The sequence below is a fragment of the Candidatus Vallotia laricis genome (genome assembly GCF_020541325.1).
GTDB classification, from domain to species: Bacteria; Pseudomonadota; Gammaproteobacteria; order Burkholderiales; family Burkholderiaceae; genus Mycetohabitans; species Mycetohabitans laricis.
In genome coordinates, this window is the sequence record NZ_CP047399.1 from 832,295 (window position 1) to 853,613 (window position 21,319).

A 21,319-nucleotide genomic window follows, 5' to 3' on the forward strand; every position below is an offset into this window, starting at 1 on the left:
GCGGCGATTATTTATTACTTTTTTTACTTACATCTTTTTTATTTTAATGTACTACAATTAGACTTCAGTTAATTTAAACTTTGGGTGAAATGTCTAAAAGTTAGTATTAGATTGAGTATCTAAAATAAAAAGGCATATAGCCTGGCTACTAGGACTGAACAATATTGAGGAGTAAAGATTTTATTTTTTCTCACCATATGCGATAGAATTTAGTACTACTTAAGAGCTGAAGACTCTTTTACCTTCCAAAATAAAAATAGTGGGCTCTAGAAGCCTTGTTTTCTCGGGCATTAATAGTTAGCGGCTTGAGCTAGGAGGTGTATTAACGAGATAAAATCTCGAGAGGTTTGTCCATTTTAGAGAAAAATACTATATTTGATCGTCCGACTAGATAAGCGGCATTCTATTCTGTGCTATAAACCCATAGCTACGCACTGCGTGCATGCAATTGAATTTTTAATTAGATTAGTTCAGAGTTTAGTTAAGCACGCACAAACACTAAGATGAATCTACAAATTGAGTTATAGTATTAAAGTAGTGCTACGATTACTATTAAATAAGCTAAAAGCTTATTTCTATTTTCTTGTACACTAGCTTTATATGCCTCATAAGACTAGGTTTTAAGAAAAAGACTAATAAAATTTACACTGCGCTATACCAGCATTTTTATACGCTTAATGCACTGCGCTATTTGTATAACAAATTGTCTAAAAATTTCTAGTTATTTCTGATAACAAATTTATTTTTTGTCTTCGTACTATAGTTAGTTTTGGTTGGTCTGTTTTTAACACAAAAGAGATATTTTATTTATCTCTAGTTAGTATAACTTAGTCGGGTTTCTATCACTTTTTAGATGTTTTTTATGCTACTAATAATTGCGCGAGTAATGAGTGGATACTCGAATAGTGACTGAGTTTAAGATCTTCGCCGGGACGCAGAAAAATTTTTGGAACATTGTATGTCTAATAAACATCGCATACCATATGCACTAATATGCAAAAACAGCGTTATAGTGCTTGACATATCTACTCTTCTCCGATCTGGATCGTATCCCTAGACTATACCGCAAGTATGCTCGATACCTTAAATTTGACCGCCAGGATCTTGCCGCGATGCATACGCTTACCAATATAGGGGGTCAGCGTATTTCCAGCTAGCCTCTTTTTCTGCGGTTTGCCGTTTCGCCCAGATCCGCTGAGTATTAGCCCAGTTTTACTAATCCCTAGCGCCTGCAGCAACTTCGCATTGCCGTCTAAAGTAATTAATGCCGCGCCGCGCCCACCGTTCGATAACGGTCGTATTTCATCTAATCCGAACACTAGTAGCCGCATCTCACCCTGCGTGGTAAGTGCTAAACATGCAATCTGTAAAGCATCGGGGAAAATGGGCATTGGAGCAAGTAGCTGCGAGTCAGAATTGATTGACATGAATAGCTTTCCAGTCTTCATGCGACTGATCATATCAGCAATCCGCGCAATAAAACCAAAGCCATTACTCGATGAAAGCAGCAACATCTGCTCAAGCGGCGCAGCAAAATAATGAACTAGATGAGTTCCAGATTCCAAATTAATGAATGCTGTAATCGGCACACCATCACCACCACGACCGCCAGGTAGTAACGCAACTGGCACTGAATAAACTCGGCCATTACTACCCCACATTACTAATGCATCAGTCGTGTTGCACCGAAAAACTGCATACAAAGTATCGCCCGTCTTAATCGCAAAACCTGATGCATCTAGTTCGTGTCCCTTTAAGATACGGGCCCAACCGCACTGTAGGATAATAATGGTCACTGGTTCCTTAGCGATTTGCCCTTCGATCATCGCGCGCTTATCCTGCTGTATCAACGTACGCCGAGCATCTCCGAACTGCTTCGCATCATTCTCAATCTCCTTAATGATTAATTGCTTCATAGCTATATCGCTACCCAGTAATTCCTCTAGCTGAGTCTTTTCGTCGTGAAGCTCGCCCCACTCCTTCTCAATCTTAATTTTTTCTAGTCGCGCTAATTGACGAAAACGGATGTTAAGAATATCGTCTACTTGCCGCTGCGATAACCCAAAGGTCTTAACGAGTTCTGCCTGCGGTATATTCGACGATCGAATGATCTGCATCACTTCGTCTAAGTTTAAGAAGACAGTCATCCGCCCTTCGAGGATATAAATCCGTTCGCACACTTTAGATAGCCTAAACCTTGTCTTCCGGGTCACGATCGAAAAGCGGTAGAGAATCCATTCCCGGAGAATCTCGATCAGCCCCTTTTGCTGTGGTCGACCATCGGTGCCAATCATCACTAAGTTGATTGGCAAGCTAGATTCTAGGCTTGTGTACGTAAATAATGTTCTAATTAAGCTATTTTGGTCGGTGTGACTGAACTTTGGTTCAAATACTAGTCTCACCGGTGCATCTTTATCAGATTCATCGCGCGCCGTACTAAGAAGAGCAAGCAGACTTTTCTTACTTAGCAGTTGCTCAGGTGTTAATATTTTTTTGTGAAGCCTAAGCTTCGGGTTAGTCAACTCTTCGATCTCTTTCAGCAGCTTCTGCGATGAGGTTCCAGGCGGTAGCTCGATGATCACTAATTGCCACTCCCCATGTGCCAACCTCTCAATCTTCCAGCGCGCGCGCACTCTGAGACTACCACGACCGCTTTTATACACCGAGAAAATTTCTGCCGGACTTGAAATAATCTGCCCCCCTCCAGAAAAGTCCGGACCCAGCATTACTTCTATCAGATCTACGTAATTCAAATTTGGATTGCGGATGAGTTTGATTACAGCTTGCGCAACTTCATGCAAATTATGCGACGGAATCTCAGTGGCCATACCGACCGCAATGCCAGATGCGCCATTAAGCAAGACGAACGGCAAGCGCGCTGGCAATGACTCAGGCTCTTTAAACGAGCCATCATAGTTCGGAATGAAGTCAACTGTTCCCTGGTCTATCTCATCAAGCAGTAAGTGTGCAATCGGCGTGAGTCTTGCTTCGGTATAGCGCATCGCTGCTGCGCAATCGCCATCGCGCGAGCCAAAATTTCCCTGCCCATTGATCAATGGGTAACGCATCGAGAAATCCTGAGCTAATCGTACTAAAGCGTCATACGCAGACGCATCACTATGCGGATGGTACTTTCCAAGAACGTCGCCAATTACACGCGCCGACTTAACTGGCTTTGCATCGGCTACCAGCCTCATTTCGTGCATTGCATACAAGATACGGCGCTGCACTGGCTTCTGACCATCAGTTACATCAGGAAGAGCGCGGCTCTTGATAACCGATATCGCATAGTTAAGGTATGCGTGCTCAGCATAATCGCCTAGCGTTAGATATTCAATGCCATCGGACGTCGAAAAATCTAATTCTAATTCTTCACTCATCGGGTGAGGGTCTCAGATCTAAGTTTTCCTAATAGTATGCACGGTTGCAATCTTACGAGTCGTATATAACACTGTACGCTAAATGCTTCCCTGTACTTTATTGATCTTTTCTGCAAGCCATATGCGCCGGGCGGCAGCTTCTCCTTTACCGATTAACATCGTTATGCGCTCAGTAGTCTTATTGAAATCTAGATAGCCAAGCTGTACTGGCATTAGCCGCCGGATATCAGGGTTCATTGTCGTATCCCACAACTGGTCAGCATTCATTTCACCTAGCCCCTTAAAGCGCGAGATTGTCCACGCAGATCCAGGTGTGCTATCCTTGCGTAGCTTATCTACTATTATCTCGAGCTCGCTTTCATCTAGCGCATATAGTTTCTGCGCTGGATTCGTATCGCGCGCTGGCGCATCTACGCGAAACAATGGCGGGCGCGCCACATACACATGACCTCGATCAATAAGTTGAGGGAAATGTCGAAAAAATAGAGCTAGTAAGAGTACTTGGATATGTGAGCCATCTACATCAGCATCCGCTAAGATGCAAATCTTACCGTATCTTAAATGCGATAGGTCCAGTATCTCATCGCTTGCATGTGGATCAACGCCAATCGCTACTGAGATGTCATGCACCTCATTATTTTCGAAAAGGCGGTCACGCTTCGTCTCCCATGTGTTAAGGATCTTGCCACGTAGCGGCAGAATTGCCTGAAACTCTTTATCGCGCCCCATCTTAGCGGAGCCTCCTGCGGAGTCTCCCTCAACCAGAAACAGCTCATTTCGTGACACGTCACGAGACTCGCAGTCGACTAACTTTCCAGGCAAAACTGCTATACCGTAACTTTTACGCTTCCCGACCTTTTGTCCGGCGCGGATACGTTCCTGAGCCCGCTTCATTACAAACTCGGCTAACCTACGTCCATGCTCGACATGCTCGTTAAGCCATAGCTCTAAGCTTGATCGCACTAATGTAGATACCAATCGCACTATATCCCGGTTATTAAGTTGCCACTTAATCTGTCCCTGAAATTGCGGATCAAGCACCTTCGCTGATAGAATAAACGAGACTCGTGCAAATACATCCTCAGCAAGGAGTTTAACACCTTTAAGGCTCAAATTATAAAGCTCAATAAAGCGCTTAAGCGCGTGGAAAATGCCATCGCGCAGCCCGGACTCGTGAGTACCGCCCGCTGGTGTCGGAATCAAATTAACATATGACTCCCGAAAGATCGGACCCTCTTCCACCCATGCAACAACCCACGATGCACCTTCGCCCCGGGAAAATACATTATTTATTATATGACACGATTCGGCATATCGCTCACCCTCAAACAACGGAATTAACGTATCGTATCCAGCCAAACCCTCGAGCAAATAACTACGCAGCCCATTCTTATATTCCCATGACTGCCGATCGCCAGTTTTTTCAATGACTAATACTATCTCGATGCCAGGCAATAGTACTGCTTTAGAACGCAATAAATACTGTAGTTCAGCTTGCGGTACAGTAGCCGAGTCAAAGTATTTCGGGTCGGGCGATACAGTAATGCGAGTACCGGATTTTTTATCTATGTGGCCATTCGCCTTTCGCACAGTGAGAGCTCGTACAACATCGCCATGCGAGAAGCCAATATCAGCTACCCTACCATCCCGCCATACGGTGACATCAAATCGATATGACAGCGCATTAGTTACAGACGCTCCCACCCCATGTAAACCGCCAGAGAAGGTATAAGCGCCATCGGAATTTTTGTGGAATTTACCACCTGCATGCAACTGAGTAAAGACAATTTCTAGCACTAACTCTCCCTCTTCGGGATGTAGACCAAATGGAATACCGCGACCCTCATCCTCAACGCTGACCGAATCGTCAGTATGCAGTGTTACAACGATTTTTGAGCCAAATCCAGCTAACGCCTCATCTAACGCATTATCGATAACTTCTTGCACGATATGCAGCGGATTCTGCGTGCGCGTATACATTCCAGGCCGTTGTTTTACCGGCTCGAGCCCCTTAAGCACCTTGATTGACGCTGCGTTATATGCGGAACCGGATTTTTTTTGATTCATATTTCTAATAAATTTCGCCGCTATTTAAACAAAATCAAATATTTTTTCCAAGCCAGATAACTAGCTCACTATAAGATGGTATTTAGGCTGGTATGGGCTAAAGCTATTTTAGCGGATTGCGCTTAGTCTCTAGCATCTGCCAGCGATCAAGTGCGGCTAGCAGTTCTTCGTCGAGCGCCGAATAGCATTCGGTAAGCCGAATACTTTCAGCTAGATCTACCATAAAAATTGAATCATTTTGTAAACGTGTCGCGATGGACTGCTGCCTCGCCTCAAGCTGAGCAATTCGATCTGGCAATGCATCCAGCTCGCGTTGTTCGTTGAACGTCAACTTGATTCTACGCTTTTCGTTCCGCCCTTTAGCAGGACTTGAGGCGTTATGCAACGAACTATTTTTCTGAGTATCTATACCGGCTTTCTCGGACAATGCGCCGTCGGCCTTTAATAGCACATCAGCACGCGTTTTCTGTATTTGCCAGTCCCAAAAACTGCCGACATATTTTTGCCACTGACCCTTTCCTTCTGCTGAGATTACTGATGTAACAACATTATCTAGAAATGCTCGATCATGGCTCACAAGCAGCACTGTACCAGTATAAGAAATCAATAACTCCTCGAGAAGTTCTAAAGTTGGAATATCGAGATCGTTAGTTGGCTCATCTAAGACCAACACATTTGCGGGACGCGAGAAAAGTCGCGCTAGTAATAGCCGGTTACGTTCACCGCCGGATAATAATTTAACTGGAGAAGTAGCACGTTCTGGCGAAAACAGGAAATCGCCTAGGTAGCTCATCACATGCTTACGGGTGCCGTTAAGCTCTATCCAGTCGCCACCGGGACTAATCGTATCTATAAGGCTACGCTCGGGATCTAACTGCGTGCGCATTTGGTCAAAGTATGCAATATGTAGATTTGTACCGATATGCACCCGTCCTTCGTCCGGCATAATCTCGCCGAGCAGCAACTTGAGTAGCGTAGTCTTGCCCACCCCATTGGGACCGATGAAGCCAATTTTATCGCCGCGTATCACCGTAGTTGAAAAACACGAAACGACTGTATGTTGACCGTAGCGCTTATTTACATTGATAAGTTTGGCAACGATTGTTCCAGATCGGCCGGCTTGTTTAACATCAAGTCGCACATTATCCTGTATTGTTTGGCGTTTTGCGCGATTGTTTCTCATCTGCACCAGCGACTCGATGCGCGCGACGTTGCGAGTTCGTCGCGCCTCGATGCCCTTACGTATCCAAATCTCCTCCTTGGCAAGCAACTTGTCAAGCCTTGCATTCTCAATAGACTCCTCTTCGAGATGCTTCGACTTACGGGCTTGATAGGATGAAAAGTTTCCTGAATATGAAAATAGGCGACCACGATCGAGTTCAACAATACGAGTAGAGACGCGATCAAGGAATGCACGATCATGCGTGATAAATAATACACTGCTACGTAATGATAATAACAGTGTCTCAAGCCAGCGTATCGAATCAAAATCAAGATGATTAGTAGGCTCGTCTAATAACAGAATATCGCTCTGCATTACTAGAGCGCGGGCTAAGGCAACGCGTTTAAGTACACCCCCGGAGAGATTATCTATGAGCGCGTTGCTATCTAGGCCTAATTGCGTAAGCGTAGTCGCAACTCTGGTATGCCATGTCCATCCATCACAAGCATCCAACTTGGATTGCAGTGTATTCATGCGTGCTAATAATAGATGTTGCGATGGACATTCAGGCATATCTGCTAGTGCGCACAAAACTCTGTTATATTCATCGAGCAGCACACGAGTGCGCTTAAGTCCTGCAGCAACCGTATCAAACACGCACATACTGGGGCAGAAGATTGGTTCCTGGGGCACATAAGCAGTAGTGAGTGCCTGCGCACGGCTAATCAAACCATCGTCTAGCTTAGTCAAGCCATCGACGATTTTTAGCAATGAAGACTTGCCAACACCGTTTCGACCGATCAGACCCACTCGTTCACCTGGTTCGATTAAGAAATGCGCGTGGTCAAGTAGCGCGACATGGCCGAACGCAAGTTGCGCGGCAGTAATGGAAAGCAGCGACATCAGAGCATAAAAAGAATACAAAGTACCTATTGTACCGGTCTGAGATAAATGACCTGCCTGTAAACAAGCGGTACCGAGTTAGTTGGTGCGGGCAATACTATTTGTTATAGGAGCAAGGGCCTTACTTGTAGCCTCTTCGAGGCTAATAGCTTGAGCTATGTTTAAAAAAACTTAGTACATTATCCAGTCATTTCGGAACTGTCTTATTGTAAATTTACAATGCAGCAGACTAGCCATCAAAGATAGTTATAGCCTTTAAATCGGACTTATGTGGGATTTTAGAACAATAGTGCTACGGTCAACTCCTAGAAAAGCCTACTTGCTATAGTAAAATCTTGAGTGCCACATCGGTGTATTCTGGGATCGTCCTCATGGTATGATCATAATCTCTTAATGCGACTACTTGCAATGTATCACTGTTATGATTGTATATTGACTTCAGGTAGTCTCTAGATTCATGTCTAGCCCCCCCCCTCCGCTCGCCGTAGCACAATGGAGAGTGCACACGTCTCCTAAACGTGAGATTCAGGTTCGATTCCTGGCGGCGGGACCACATTATGTAATAGCACTGTATAATGCAGGTAGCTGGTTATTTTTAAAGAGAAAATACTATGTCTATATAATTGTTATATTTAATAATGCGCAGGCATTATCGTACGATCATATGCAAATTACCTGAAGAGTGATTTGTCAGCTATCGCTTCGCTTAGCTACAAAAACTTACAATACTTCCAGATCATATTCGTACTTAAGCGCGTATCCGCCTAGATAAAAACCATAAATCTAATACCGGTAAAGGATTTATAAGCTGTTGCAAACGTATTTCGAGGAGTCTGTTGAGTCAGTCCGCTCTTAGTTACGGGCCCGATCTATTGCTACCGTATCACCTCGGATCCGCTCGTTCGGTATTGTGCAGATGTGCAATGTGTATTCGGTGTTCGGTGCATCTTTACTATTATACTAGCGCCCTATAAATCGTTCGGACTGCTAAGAATAAATCGATTTTGTGCAGCACACCAGTGCTAACTACTTGGAATCGGATGTTCCGAGGTCATCTGTTAATACAAGCGGGTGCTTTTCACATCTAAATGCATAAAGTTTCGCCGTAAAAATCGAATAAGCACTCTCGCGATAGCACAGTAGAACTGCTTCGGCTCACGTATCCCGATAAGCGCATTCTGTATGACTATAGCTAGCCACGGACTCACAGACTGACGTTGTGATTAAACTAAGTAGCATGATTTAGGCATAAACACTGAAGCTACATTGTCTATCCGGAACTTATTAGCCAAGACAATTAGTATCCGAAAGAGAAATTAATGTTGGAAACAAATTTCGATTCCCAATCACTTGCATTAAGCAAGTGATGCTCAGGTGACGTAAAATAGTGTTCTTGTCGACAGTTATTGATTCGGATGCGATAGTAAAGAGCCTCCTCTAGATATCGACATCATTCCAATCAAGATCAAACTCAGCATTGAGAATAGCATCTTGAGATTCAAAAATATTTCTTGAGTTTCAAAAACAGTGCCATCCGTTAGGTGAAGAATGCCCACACCTCATCTAGATTAGGTAGTGCGGCGTAAAGCGAGTAGTAAGAAATACATGACATACTTCAGGTCTAGCTGATAAAAAGCGCGAAGATTAATTCCACTCCGCTTAAAGAAGCTGATTATACTAGGGTATCCAAGGTAGAAAAACAACCTATTTTAAAACTGATATCGATATCATACTAAGCAACAACACAGCTAAAATCCTTTAAACTACTGTGACTTGTCTTGATATTACGCGCATGAGCTACGCACCCTAGTTAGCTAAATTAAACTAATTACATGCAGTAATAAACACCTAGCCCGGACACTATTAACCATTATTATGATGGGTTTTTAAATAAATATAAAAGGCGCATGAAAGGAAATCTCGTTATTATTTGCCGCGACCAAGATGCCCATGAATTCGACACGCTAATGAGCGAATATGGCGTTTTCCAGACTAGGTTATCGTCAACCGCATGGTATCTAAAGTTTGATGATTTACCCGAGGTAATCCAGGAGGAGATCCTAGAACGACTAGGTAAATATACTACGCACTATATCTTTGAAGCTAATAGCGTGACATACAATACGATCGATAGCGAAGCTGCTGCCGCATTAAATACACTATTTGGCGATTAACGCAGTTGTTTCCCAGTATGAAGGTAGAAATATTACAGATTAGGCCTGCGTGTCACCTGCTAAACTAGCATTGTCTACTTAATACGAAGGTATTTATTCCAGTAATCGTCATCCAGTATTTAACAATTAGGAAGGTCTTTAACTGATTGACGATTACTGGAATCTGAGCTTTCTATAATTCTTGCGGACGAAGATCTTGCTTTAAATCAAGGCAGTATTGCAGAGCGCAATTTTCAACCTGATTGATGAGCTGTAAAATTTACACTACACATAGTCTAGACTATTTTGATTACTATAGACAGCGCACTGTACTCAGTTCTCAGTTGAATTTTCTAGATTCTAGAAAATTCAACTGAGAACTTTTGTATTTGCTAATAGCCTTAGAAAGGCTTGTTTTAGTTTGTTGATACAGACTGAATACACTCCTTAGATGTATACTTGCATAGTTCTCGCTTAGATCATTTATTCTTTGCCCATCTAAGTTGTTATGCATAACATATTAACTATATTTATATAGTTAATAAACGCCGAAGACCTGTACTATAACAGAGCAAAAATGAATTAGCGCTGTAATGCAATGGCATATTGCAATGTTGATCTAATGCATCATAATACTTAAGATTATGCGGCGGCTTATACTTTTTAGCTTGGGATAGTAAAGCTTACCTATTTGTAATCTAACTTCTAGCCCAAAAAACTATTAAGAAAGCCGGCCTATACCAGGTTTCTTAAATAGTTAGCAGTCTCTGATGACTACACGCGAGTCGGCTAACAATATCAGACCATCATATTGGAAATGATGTATCGATAACTCTAAGATCAGATAATTATGCGAACTGGCTATGGGCTATCGGCTGGCATAAAAACGTCTCGCATCTGCCAGACGCGCTCAAATACCGCCGACTCTCTGTTAGATCGATGCCAAAGTTGTTCAGCTAGAATCGCAGACACGCCCAGGAACGCTGGATATTTCGCAGTGATTACGAAGGTTGGAATATTCGCTAGATATGCCCTGGAACGGCCTTTCTCTTGGAAGCGTGTACGAAACGGAGAAGCAGAAAATAACTCTCCCAGATGAGAGATCACACCTCCGCCGATATAAATTCCACCAAGAGCACCAAGCGTAACTGCAATATTTCCAGTAAATGTGCCAAGAACTGCGCAGAAACACTCTACTGCTTCCAGAGCGAGCGGATCGGCCGCCTGCGCACGCCTCACTACATCAGCTGGCTCGAGTTTAGGGTTAAGAGGCTTTTTACTATAGACAGCCAGTGCCCGATATATTAGCGCTAGTCCCGGTCCCGCGCAGATGCGCTCGAAGGACACATGCGTCCATTGCTTGCGCGCATAATTTAGTATTCGATCTTCACGCTCATCCTGCGGCGAAAACGTAGCATGTCCACCCTCACTGCCCAGTGCAATCCAACGATCGTTTGATGGAATTAGACCTGACACACCTAAACCAGTACCCGGTCCAACCAGTCCGATTACACTATTCTGTCGACGCACACCACCTCCAATCTGTGCGCGCTGTGCATCAAATAAGCACGGCAAAGCCATTGCTAAAGCAGTAAAGTCGTTAACTACTAATAGTGTATCGAATCCTAATGCGCAGCGTGTAGCCTCAATTGAAAAACTCCAGTTGCGATTAGTCATCTGTACCTGATCACCGTCTACAGGATTGGCGATTGCAATAGCCGCATGGTTCACGCGAATAATCTTATTATCCTCTAAAAATCTTTTAATCGCAGAGGCAATACCAGGATAGTCTGCACAAGGGTATACACGTACATTGTCAATCTGACCAGGTCTAAATTCCAGCGCAAAACGCGCATTGGTTCCGCCTACGTCGGCAAGCAGCCGTGGCCCATCCGGATGTGGACTCTCACGCGCAAACATTGCTTTAGGCGCACCAGTAAGCATCGACGTTGACTCCCATATCGTTGGCCAGTTTGGAGATGGCATTATGTTGTAATTGCTCAATCGCAGCATGTAGAACGTCTAGCTTTGACTGCCCGGAGATTAACAGAAAGAGACGCTTAATTTGCTTAAGTGCCGATAATGAAAAGCTGACCCGTAGATGTAGCGCCTGTCGTGGCTGGACTAGAATATAACGATCGTGAGTGAGTATTGCTAAATCCCACTGCGGCGAGTCAGCGAAAATCGACGCAATATGACCGTCTTTGCCCATACCCAGAACGGCTACATCAGGAAGCATGCGTGAGACATTCATATTTAGAGCTTCGATGTGGGCATTAGGGGGCTGATTGATGTCGACTAACGGCTGGAACATCGCCTCGCGCGCTGCATGCTGCAGCAATGTATCTTGGACGAATCTCGCATTACTATCTGGGTGTATAAGGGGAACCCAACGGTCATCGACCAGGGTGATATTAATGCGCGCCCAGTCAAGCAAGCGCTGTGATAAAGCTTGCAAGAATGGGCGTGGGCTCGTGCCACCCGACACCGCGAGTGTGACACGCGCCGGGTCTATACGATTGGCTAGCGACGACTGTAACGCATCGCTAACCGCTTGCACTAGCGCGGCCCGCTGGGCGTACTCATTGTCAAAAGCGTGAAGCCCGATCACTTTTCCTCCGTACTGCTTTAATTATTATCTATAGATACCGCGTGCGGTCTGATTAGTTCTCTTCTTCTAGCCAGCATGTACCATGCTGAGCTAGAAGAGCGCTAGCTGCAGCTGGTCCCCATGTTCCTGCTGCATACCGCTTAGGCACAGTACCGAGTCGAGTCCATTCTGTTAGAATTGGCTCAACCCACCTCCACGCTGCCTCTTGCTCGTCTCGATGCACAAATAATGCTAATCGGCCATTGATAACATCTAATAGTAAGCGCTGGTATGCTTCCATACGTTCTTCTTTGAAGAACTTATCAAAAGCTAGATCCAAGTGCACACTTTGTAAGTTCATCCCTTCACCGGGCTGTTTGGCGAGGCCATATAGCCGAATTGATTCGTTAGGCTGAAGACGAATCACTAAACGATTAGAGCTATTTCGTAGTGCCATAGAATCAAAAACTGAATGCGGAACTGCTCGGAAGTTAACAACAATCTCCGCAACTCGATCAGCAAGTCGCTTGCCGGTCCGCAGAAAAAATGGCACTCCAGCCCAGCGCCAGTTTTCGATCTCGACTTTTAGGGCAACAAAGGTTTCGGTCGTGCTAGACGCGCTCACGCCCTGCTCCGTTATATAAGCAGGCACCGCAACACCTTTGAGCACGCCTGTATGATATTGACCGCGTACAGCAACGCGACTAACAGCACCAGGCTCAATAGGTTTGAGGGCGCGTAGCACGCGCAGTTTTTCATCGCGTAACGAGTCAGTATGCATTGAGTGGGGCGGCTCCATTGCTACGATAGACAGCAGCTGCAGTAGATGGTTTTGCACCATGTCTCGTAATGCGCCAGTGCTATCGTAGAAATCACCTCGTCCTTCGACTCCCAATTCTTCTGCAATCGTAATTTGAATACTCTCGACCCACTCGCGGCGCCATAGTGGCTCAAGGAGTGTATTGCCAAAACGCAGAGCTAGTAGATTCTGAACGGGTTCCTTGCCTAGGTAATGATCTATCCGGTAAATATGGCTTTCTACGAAAATTTCACCGACTGCGTTATTGATCGCTTTAGACGACTGCAGGTCATAACCAAGAGGCTTCTCTAACACGATTCGTGCACCATCACTTAAGCCTATAATTGATAGTGCACGACAAATTGGCACGAATAGAGATGGCCTGGTAGCAAGATAGAATACCCGAATACCGGACAGCTGCGAAATCGCATCTCGCAATAACGCATAATCTTCCGGCTGCCCGAGATCAACCCGCACAAACAAAATTCGATTGAGAAAGTCGTTCCACAAAGGATCATCGCCATCCGGCTTTATGTGATTGCGTACATGTGTATGCATCCACTGCAAGTACGCTTCTCGATTGCCGAAGCCACGGGCGACCGCAATAATCCGTCCCGCCGCAGGCAGCAAGCCGCCACGGTGCGCCTGGTACAACCCCGGCAAAATCTTACGCATTGCCAGATCACCGGTTCCGCCGAAAAGAACAAACGTAAAGCCTGTGTCAACTTGCATTATGTATTGATGGTGACGTTGTAAATATAGCTTGGTTTTGTTGCGCACGTGGCACAATTACCCATAGTCTGATAAAAATATTTATGACACTGTGTAGTGTAACTACAATCTAAATAAAGCGGTACATTTAGTGTGAAGAAAAACTTCTTTATATTAATCAGTTACAGTACAAGCTATCAGCTTCTAACCAGTCGGTAGATGTTCATGATACCCTTTTAATAATAGTATGACATATGCCACGCAGAGGGATCTTCATGCTGAAGAAGATGACATATCTATATACCGTTGGAGATTTACGAAATTTACTTATTTTGTGGCTACATAACCCCGTAGCCAGGTAATTGATACATCGCCTCTTTATACTTTCTCTAGCGCTCCAAGCCCCGAGGGAATAACAATAAACCTCGTATAATCATCGTTGCATTGTGTGCTATTGATTTGATATGTAATCTAGCACTATCTAATATAGTTAAAATCCCGTGAATGCCTTGTTAGCACGGCTATCTTTCAACAAAAAATTAAAGTAGGAAGTGACATACGTTAAAAACGTATAAATCATTAAAAGTGCCTATAGAAAAACTACGCCATAGCAAAGCTAGAAATAGCTGGTAGTAATACTATGCTCAATTTCAGGGAAACTTTATTCAGTACCTTTCTTAGGGTACCCTTTTAATAAAGTATTAAAAGACCGCATTAATATCAGATTAGACTAATGCGAGCATACTGGGAGCTAACAAGGCCGCTGAAATAGCAATGTTGGGTTGGTTTCGAAATGCTGAGTTAGATTCGGGAGCTTAATTTTGGGTGTCTCCATAAAGGCGGCTTGGTTGAAGTAATTACGGGCTACTGAACACTATAATATGCATATATATAGTGTTCAGTAGCGGATACTTCCCTAAGAGTATATTTATCTATATTTTATAGCCCCGATATATCCCACTTCAACGCGCTTTTCTACGAGAAATTTAATAATGATATGGATGTAGCTTTCTCAGCATATGAAGCTATTTACGTATCTATTATTTACGATAATACGCTATAACACTCAACTCCAACTGAACTATGCCATGTTTTCAGACTTTGATCGCTTACAAATGCGGCTCGCGCTCGCGCTTGCGGAGCGCGGGTTATATACAACGTCGCCGAATCCTCGAGTAGGATGTGTTCTTGTTAAGAATGGCAAAGTTATTGGAGAGGGATTCACTCAGCCTGCTGGGCAAGACCATGCAGAAATTTGTGCACTAAAAGACGCTCGATCACGAGGGCACACTACCGTTGGCTCCACCGCCTATGTGACTCTGGAGCCCTGTAGCCATTTCGGTTGCACGCCGCCTTGCGCTAATATCCTAATTGAATCCGGAATTTCGCGAGTAATAGCTGCGATGAGAGATCCAAACTCTCAGGTTAGTGGTCGTGGACTAGCCATGCTGCGCAATGCGGGTATGGAGGTGCATTGTGGACTGCTGGCGCAGGAGGCTCAGGAGCTAAACGTAGGATTTGTGTCACGGATGACGCGTAACGTTCCGTGGGTTCGTCTTAAGATTGCTGCGACATTAGACGGTTGTACTGCATTGCCAGACGGCCGCAGTCAATGGATCACATCAGATGCCGCGCGTAGAGACGGACATGCATGGCGAGCGCGCTCATGTGCAACGCTTACCGGTATTGGCACAGTTAAAAAAGACGATCCGCAGATGAACGTGCGTGCGGTATCAACACCTCGCCAACCATTGCGTGTGCTGGTAGACAGCCGATTAAGCATTCCGCTAGATGCAAAACTTTTATCTGGTGCACCACTACTTATTGTATGTGAGAGCGATGATGGAGAATGCGCCAAACGAGCCCATTCCTTACGCAAAGCTGGTGCCGAAGTAATTGCCTTACCGAACCTATCTGGCAAGGTTGACCTACAAGCGGCGCTACGGATGCTTGCTGCTCGTGGTATTAATGAATTGCATGTCGAGGCTGGATATAGGATTAATAGCTCATTATTGCGCGCAGGCTGCGTCGATGAGCTTCTGCTCTATATTGACCCATCTCTTCTTGGAAACGCGATAGGTATGTTTAACCTCGATCCGCCATTAGAACTCGATCGACGGATACGGCTGCGCTATCATTCGGTTCAGCAGATCGGTAAAGATCTACGTATCCTAGCTAGGCTTATATTAGCAGCCGAGTTTGGTGACTTATCGAAAATGAGTAGTGATACGCTCTCATAATAAAGAGGTTATATACAAATGTTCACAGGTATTGTTACAGCGATCGGCCGGATTGAATTGATTACTCCGATAGATTCCTCCTGCATTAAGGGGGGGCTACGTCTTTCAATCTCCGCTGGCATACTTGATTTGTCCGATGTGAGGTTGGGTGATAGCATCGCAGTGCAAGGCGCTTGCTTAACGGTCATTGGAAAGAAAGCGGCACATTTTAATGTTGATGTATCACGGGAAACACTAAACTGCACTGCAGGGCTGACCCAGCCTGGCGACGTGAATCTCGAAAAAGCGCTAAGAGTCGATCAACGCTTAAGCGGTCATATGGTCAGCGGCCATATCGATGGAATGGGGCAAGTCAGCCTCTTTGATCCGGCGGGGGAATCATATGTATTATGCATCGTCGCGCCCTCCTCACTCGCGAAGTATTTTGCACATAAAGGATCTGTTACGCTTAATGGTGTAAGCCTCACAATTAATACCGTTAAAGATCTAGGCGACGGATGCGAGTTATCGTTGAACCTAATTCCGTACACGATACAGATGACTACGCTACGGCATTTGCGAGTTGGCGACACACTCAATATTGAAGTCGATATTATTTCGCGTTATATTGAGCGAATGCTTAGCGCATATCAGGATAGTTATAAATCATTAAATTTATCTAATTCAAAAGTTTAGAAAAATCTACTAGTATTGTGCTAAAATTAATCAAGGAATCTAATCGAGCCGCAGAACTATCTGCGCTGAATTTTTGCAATATCCGCAAAGACCTATCTCTAAAAAGCATAGAATGAGCGTCGCTACTTTACTATATGTACTGTAACGCTAGCGATTATCATTTGTAATGCGCTACATTTTCTACTAGTAATCTTTCAGCATGACAGACGTAGTTTTCATACACACGCTCGATTTATGATCGAGGTAAATTTTAACTACATAAAACAAGAAGTGATAATATATATGAAATAAACGCTGTAAATATTTCTAGTTCTAAATTATTTGGTTGTGATACTTAACTTAGAGAATGCAAATAAGGTAGCGGCAATAAGTATATCCTAAAACCTGCTGAGCTTAACAACCTGGAAATTTTTAGGGCTGCTATGGATGCAGCAGATTCTAACTCCTGCAGCTCATTATAGGATTAGATCATCCTAATCCAAAGAACAACAAAAGATCTTTTCTAGATCCTTATCCGTCTGTTTTGTATAACGTCTAGCACGACTGCGTGAAGAAATTAATCCTCGTAAAACTCTACGCTTGTATATTTTTAAAAAAACTGACCTAAATCGGCATACAACGGCATAGAAATAAGCGCTCTCGACGAAATGCACGCGTAAAATAGTAGTTTTTACTATTGTGTCAATATTGTCCACTATGACACTCGCTTCAACGCAAGAGATCATTGCCGAACTCGGGGCTGGAAAAATGGTCATTCTTTTTGATGAAGAAGACCGGGAGAATGAGGGTGACTTGGTGCTGGCCGCTGATTTCGTTACGCCAGCGGCAATTAATTTTATGGCTCGCTATGGCCGTGGTCTGATCTGTCTGACGCTGACACAGGAGCGCTGCCAAACATTGAATTTGCCGCTAATGACATATCGAAATGGTATGCAATACGGTACAGCATTCACGGTTAGCATCGAGGCCGCAGAAGGCGTAACCACTGGCATCTCGGCCGCTGACCGTGCTCGAACGGTCCGGGCAGCCGTCGCATGTAACGCTCGAGCTAAGGATATTGTCCAACCTGGACATGTGTTTCCGATTATGGCACAGCCTGGTGGGGTACTTTCCCGAGCTGGTCATACCGAGGCGGGTTGTGACCTAACGCAGTTAGCCGGGCTTACGCCCGCATCAGTGATCTGCGAAATAATGAAAGATGATGGCACGATGGCACGATGGCACGACCTGATTGAGTTCGCTTCGCAGCATGGCTTAAAGGTCGGTACAATTGCGGACCTAATCAAGTATCGAAGTCGTACCGAATCGGTTATTGAACGCATAGCGCAGCGCTCGATGCACACCACGCATGGACTTTTTAATGTAGTGCTGTTCCACGACAAGCCAAGCGGTGCACCGCATTTAGCGTTGGTACGCGGGAAACCATCTCCTGGGATTGAAACATTGGTACGCATTCATGAGCCACTATCTATTCTAGACCTTCTCGAAACGGGTATAAGTACACACTCCTGGACATTAGATGCAGCGTTACACAAGATTGCTCAGAGAGGAATGGGGGTCATAGTACTGCTGAATGTACACAAATCAGGCGAACAGTTATTAAGCATATTCCAAGAATATAACTGGAAAAAGAATGGAGTCGAATTCAAGTCTAATCCAATCGACTATAAGACTTACGGTATCGTCGCACAAATTCTTCGGGCATTACATGTCGGAAAAATGCGGCTATTATCAAATCCATTCCGTATAAGTAGCATATCAGGATATGGCCTTGAGGTAACCGGTTTTGAGCCTATGCTAGTACAGTGAAACGGATTATCAGGAAAAAACATGTTTTCATGAATAAAGCGATGCGTGTGATATCTGCTATTCTAATCTTAGCCCGCCGACTAGCAGAGTCCGTTTTGATTTAGAGGAACATTTATATGGAAATTGGGAAATATCAACCGAACTACGATGGTAGTGGACTGCGTATCGGCATAGTTCAATCCCGATTCAACGAGCTAGTTTGCAACGAGCTGACCAAAATCTGCCTTGAGGAACTCAAGCAACTTGGCGTTACAGGCGAGGACACTTTATTCGTTACAGTACCTGGAGCACTAGAAATTCCACTTGCTCTACAGAAACTCGCCGAGACCGGTCAGTTCGATGCTCTAATTGCTATTGGCGCGGTAATTCGAGGTGAAACCTATCATTTCGAGCTCGTATCTAACGAGAGCGGTTCATGTATTAGCCGTATTGCTCTGGACTTTGGTATACCAATCGCAAACGCAGTTTTAACTGCTGAGAATGATCAGCAAGCACTCGTACGAGTGCCCACAAAGGGTCGCAATGCAGCGCGTGTTGCCGTAGAAATGGGGCATTTATCGCTCTCTCTTGATCATCTTAATCAAGATGATCAAGAGAGAGACCGGACAGTAGTGGAGGATTAAGTATGACAACTAGAAATTCTCGCCGACGCTCGCGTGAGTTAGCTACACAAGGTGTGTATCAGTGGCTAATATCGGGGGCGGCAGTCAGTAAAATCGACTCCGCTATGCGCGAACAGCCCGGTTTCAGTAAAGCGGACTGCGTCCATTTTGATGTACTGCTGTATGGCGTGATCAAGAAAGCGAAAATGCTGACCGAGACGCTTATTCCATTCCTAGATCGACCGTTCAACCAGCTTTCGCCAGTCGAGCGGGCAGTGCTACTAATAGCGGTATATGAATTTCAGCATCAACTCGAGATCCCCTACCGAGTTGTGATTAACGAGGCCGTAGAGTTAACCAAGACATTTGGCGGAGCCGACGGTTACAAGTATGTGAACGGCGTTCTAGATAGGCTCGCAGTAACCGTGCGCCCTAACGAAGTCAAGGTTCTTCGCACTTGAGCTTCATGGTACTGTATCCGCCAATGCTTAGCTATTTAATATCTTAAAGCTCGGCGCATCGCACAAGTCAGCATCATTAGGATGTAAATACACGCAGTATCTGCTTGAATTTCTATCACATCTTCCTGATGCATTGAGAAATAGTAAAGATATTTCAACATACTATATATTCCGCTCCTGCGCTAGTTTCTAAACTAGGCGTTATTTCTATATTCGTCTTTTCAACATTTTATTTACAAGGATGTATATATAATCTGGAATAGTTTGAGGTACTTTACCGTAACAGACAGTATCTAAGTTTGCCGCTAATCGCACGTAGAACACTTATAACTCCAATATTTAAAAGTATAGGCTAATATAATAACCAAGTTTTTTAGTATGTGTACTTCATAATCTGTAACGTTATGCACGAAAGCATTAATACCAACTGTACTATAAGATAACTCCTGATCAATGCGTTGACTAAATCCCCCCCCGTGGGGGTGGGGCTTGACAAGCACCTTCCATCTGCTATATCTATTTCCTCTACCTAGGCCAGGGTACTATCAATCTATCTAATGTACGAATGCACGAGTGGTACAGCATACAAAAATGCCGAGCATATAAAAATATTTAGTTAGATTAGAACTGTGCACGATCTGCATTACTACTATGCTCTAGTTTAGAGTGACTGTCCTAATGCTTGCCGCTGGAAACCGATTGTCGACGAAATCAATACTACAGTTAAAATTACCGACGCATCGTGACATAAATTCGTCGGATGTAGGAGAAGCTTATTGTGACTGCCCCCCCGTCATATTGCCTGGCGCTTTACGCCCTCTAATCACGAGTGCATTAATCTCATGGAAAATAATATGTTTGTAGATATTGCTCGTTTTTTACTGAATACGACTTTCACATTATTCGGCGCAGCCTTGCTGCTTCGTGCGTGGCTTACTATGGTATGGATAAAACCATACAACCCACTCTTGCAAGCCATCCTCAAGGCTACCAACTGGTTGGTATTACCGTTACGCTGTATAATTCCAGCCTCACGTTGCATTGACTGGACGAGTCTATTTGCTGCCTGGTTAGCTGCGATTACATTTACTATTTTGATAGTAACTATCTCTGGTGGTAACCCGGTCTCGCTGTTGCTCATCGGATTAATTGTCTCGGCATTGATAATAATCAAATGGGCGTTGAATCTAATAATTTGGTTAACACTAATTATGGTGCTGCTCTCGTGGTTTAACCCAAGCGCCCCAGCAATAGAAATCTTACTACAATTGACAGCTCCATTGTTAAACCTGCTGCGCCGCTCAGTACCCCCTCTGGGCCGAATCGACTTGTCACCGTTAGTACTACTTATACTTGTCGAAATATTATTGATTATCGTCACACATATTACAGTATCATTAACAATGTTCGGACTTTAAGCATTGAAATGCCAGCAACCGTGGAGTAATATAAACGCATAAAGTTTATATTGCATGGCATGTGCTAGTGTAAACATCAGTACGCTCGATCTTTTGATGTATATCAAGCCCGCACTTTTACTGTGCTTATGCAATACTTCTAAAATAGTTAAAAACTATTTAATAATTATTATATCTAATACCGACTCTCTATTTAACTAGTTAGTGTAAGCTGTCGCCCCAGAAACATATACACGCTCTATTATATTTAGGTTTGCAAGATAGTGTGATATCTATTACCCAGCTTCCAAAGCTGCAAGTGAGTAGCATACCCCCCCCAAGAGGGGGGACTATAGTTCCCCAGAAAAGA

Annotated in this window: 12 protein-coding genes, 1 tRNA gene and 1 pseudogene; 8 read left to right on the top strand and 6 right to left on the bottom strand. The window is 44.2% G+C overall.

Going from position 1 to position 21,319, the window contains the following annotated elements; genetic code table 11:
• Positions 1-1,058: 1,058 nt before the first annotated feature.
• From parC to GKR41_RS03155, 3 genes are all read right to left on the bottom strand, one after another.
• Positions 1,059-3,380, bottom strand: coding sequence for a DNA topoisomerase IV subunit A (gene parC, locus GKR41_RS03145; protein ID WP_226809724.1), 2,322 nt, complete (start codon positions 3,378-3,380; stop codon positions 1,059-1,061).
• Between the two features lie 78 nt (positions 3,381-3,458).
• The gene (locus GKR41_RS03150) at positions 3,459-5,447 is read right to left on the bottom strand and encodes a DNA topoisomerase IV subunit B (RefSeq protein ID WP_226809725.1); all 1,989 of its coding nucleotides are present in this window, start codon (positions 5,445-5,447) and stop codon (positions 3,459-3,461) included.
• A gap of 103 nt (positions 5,448-5,550) precedes the next feature.
• Positions 5,551-7,512, bottom strand: a complete 1,962-nt coding sequence (locus GKR41_RS03155) for an ATP-binding cassette domain-containing protein (protein WP_226809726.1) — start codon at positions 7,510-7,512, stop codon at positions 5,551-5,553.
• Between the two features lie 478 nt (positions 7,513-7,990).
• Between GKR41_RS03155 and GKR41_RS03160 the strand changes: the two genes are divergently transcribed.
• Together GKR41_RS03160 and GKR41_RS03165 are read left to right on the top strand one after the other, a co-directional pair.
• Positions 7,991-8,065, top strand: a tRNA-Arg gene (locus GKR41_RS03160).
• A gap of 1,354 nt (positions 8,066-9,419) precedes the next feature.
• On the top strand, positions 9,420-9,686 hold the full coding sequence (locus GKR41_RS03165) for a double-stranded DNA-specific endonuclease (RefSeq protein ID WP_226809727.1): 267 nt from the start codon (positions 9,420-9,422) through the stop codon (positions 9,684-9,686).
• An 849-nt stretch (positions 9,687-10,535) separates the two neighbouring features.
• Here GKR41_RS03165 and GKR41_RS03170 read toward each other — a convergent pair.
• From GKR41_RS03170 to zwf, 3 genes and pseudogenes are all read right to left on the bottom strand, one after another.
• A pseudogene (locus GKR41_RS03170) lies at positions 10,536-11,609 on the bottom strand (glucokinase); the annotation flags it as partial.
• Positions 11,590-12,276, bottom strand: a complete 687-nt coding sequence (gene pgl, locus GKR41_RS03175) for a 6-phosphogluconolactonase (protein WP_226809728.1) — start codon at positions 12,274-12,276, stop codon at positions 11,590-11,592. The pseudogene GKR41_RS03170 and the gene pgl, both read right to left, overlap by 20 nt.
• A gap of 52 nt (positions 12,277-12,328) precedes the next feature.
• Positions 12,329-13,786, bottom strand: coding sequence for a glucose-6-phosphate dehydrogenase (gene zwf, locus GKR41_RS03180; protein ID WP_226809729.1), 1,458 nt, complete (start codon positions 13,784-13,786; stop codon positions 12,329-12,331).
• 1,067 nt (positions 13,787-14,853) lie between these two features.
• Here zwf and ribD point away from each other — a divergent pair.
• The 6 genes from ribD (at position 14,854) to GKR41_RS03210 (ending at position 20,970) form a co-directional block, all read left to right on the top strand.
• A complete protein-coding gene (gene ribD, locus GKR41_RS03185) occupies positions 14,854-16,005 on the top strand; it encodes a bifunctional diaminohydroxyphosphoribosylaminopyrimidine deaminase/5-amino-6-(5-phosphoribosylamino)uracil reductase RibD (RefSeq protein WP_226809730.1) in 1,152 nt (383 codons plus the stop codon).
• Between the two features lie 18 nt (positions 16,006-16,023).
• Complete coding sequence (locus tag GKR41_RS03190; RefSeq protein ID WP_226809731.1) at positions 16,024-16,680, top strand: riboflavin synthase; 657 nt, start codon at positions 16,024-16,026, stop codon at positions 16,678-16,680.
• Positions 16,681-17,376: 696 nt separating this feature from the next.
• Complete coding sequence (ribBA, locus tag GKR41_RS03195; protein WP_226809732.1) at positions 17,377-18,489, top strand: bifunctional 3,4-dihydroxy-2-butanone-4-phosphate synthase/GTP cyclohydrolase II; 1,113 nt, start codon at positions 17,377-17,379, stop codon at positions 18,487-18,489.
• Positions 18,490-18,605: 116 nt separating this feature from the next.
• Positions 18,606-19,112: a 6,7-dimethyl-8-ribityllumazine synthase gene (gene ribH / locus GKR41_RS03200; RefSeq protein WP_226809733.1), complete on the top strand. Its 507-nt coding sequence runs from the start codon at positions 18,606-18,608 to the stop codon at positions 19,110-19,112.
• Between the two features lie 2 nt (positions 19,113-19,114).
• Complete coding sequence (nusB, locus tag GKR41_RS03205; protein WP_226809734.1) at positions 19,115-19,552, top strand: transcription antitermination factor NusB; 438 nt, start codon at positions 19,115-19,117, stop codon at positions 19,550-19,552.
• An 854-nt stretch (positions 19,553-20,406) separates the two neighbouring features.
• Positions 20,407-20,970, top strand: coding sequence for a YggT family protein (locus GKR41_RS03210; protein ID WP_226810246.1), 564 nt, complete (start codon positions 20,407-20,409; stop codon positions 20,968-20,970).
• Positions 20,971-21,319: the final 349 nt, after the last annotated feature.

Bases quoted from the DNA above. Each gene is read 5' to 3' on its own strand.
- ribBA (WP_226809732.1), top strand. From the start codon at position 17,377: ATGACACTCGCTTCAACGCAAGAGATCATTGCCGAACTCGGGGCTGGA.
- parC (WP_226809724.1), bottom strand. From the start codon at position 3,380: ATGAGTGAAGAATTAGAATTAGATTTTTCGACGTCCGATGGCATTGAA.
- GKR41_RS03190 (WP_226809731.1), top strand. From the start codon at position 16,024: ATGTTCACAGGTATTGTTACAGCGATCGGCCGGATTGAATTGATTACT.
- GKR41_RS03165 (WP_226809727.1), top strand. From the start codon at position 9,420: ATGAAAGGAAATCTCGTTATTATTTGCCGCGACCAAGATGCCCATGAA.
- nusB (WP_226809734.1), top strand. From the start codon at position 19,115: ATGACAACTAGAAATTCTCGCCGACGCTCGCGTGAGTTAGCTACACAA.
- ribD (WP_226809730.1), top strand. From the start codon at position 14,854: ATGTTTTCAGACTTTGATCGCTTACAAATGCGGCTCGCGCTCGCGCTT.
- GKR41_RS03150 (WP_226809725.1), bottom strand. From the start codon at position 5,447: ATGAATCAAAAAAAATCCGGTTCCGCATATAACGCAGCGTCAATCAAG.
- GKR41_RS03210 (WP_226810246.1), top strand. From the start codon at position 20,407: ATGTTTGTAGATATTGCTCGTTTTTTACTGAATACGACTTTCACATTA.
- ribH (WP_226809733.1), top strand. From the start codon at position 18,606: ATGGAAATTGGGAAATATCAACCGAACTACGATGGTAGTGGACTGCGT.
- GKR41_RS03155 (WP_226809726.1), bottom strand. From the start codon at position 7,512: ATGTCGCTGCTTTCCATTACTGCCGCGCAACTTGCGTTCGGCCATGTC.
- zwf (WP_226809729.1), bottom strand. From the start codon at position 13,786: ATGCAAGTTGACACAGGCTTTACGTTTGTTCTTTTCGGCGGAACCGGT.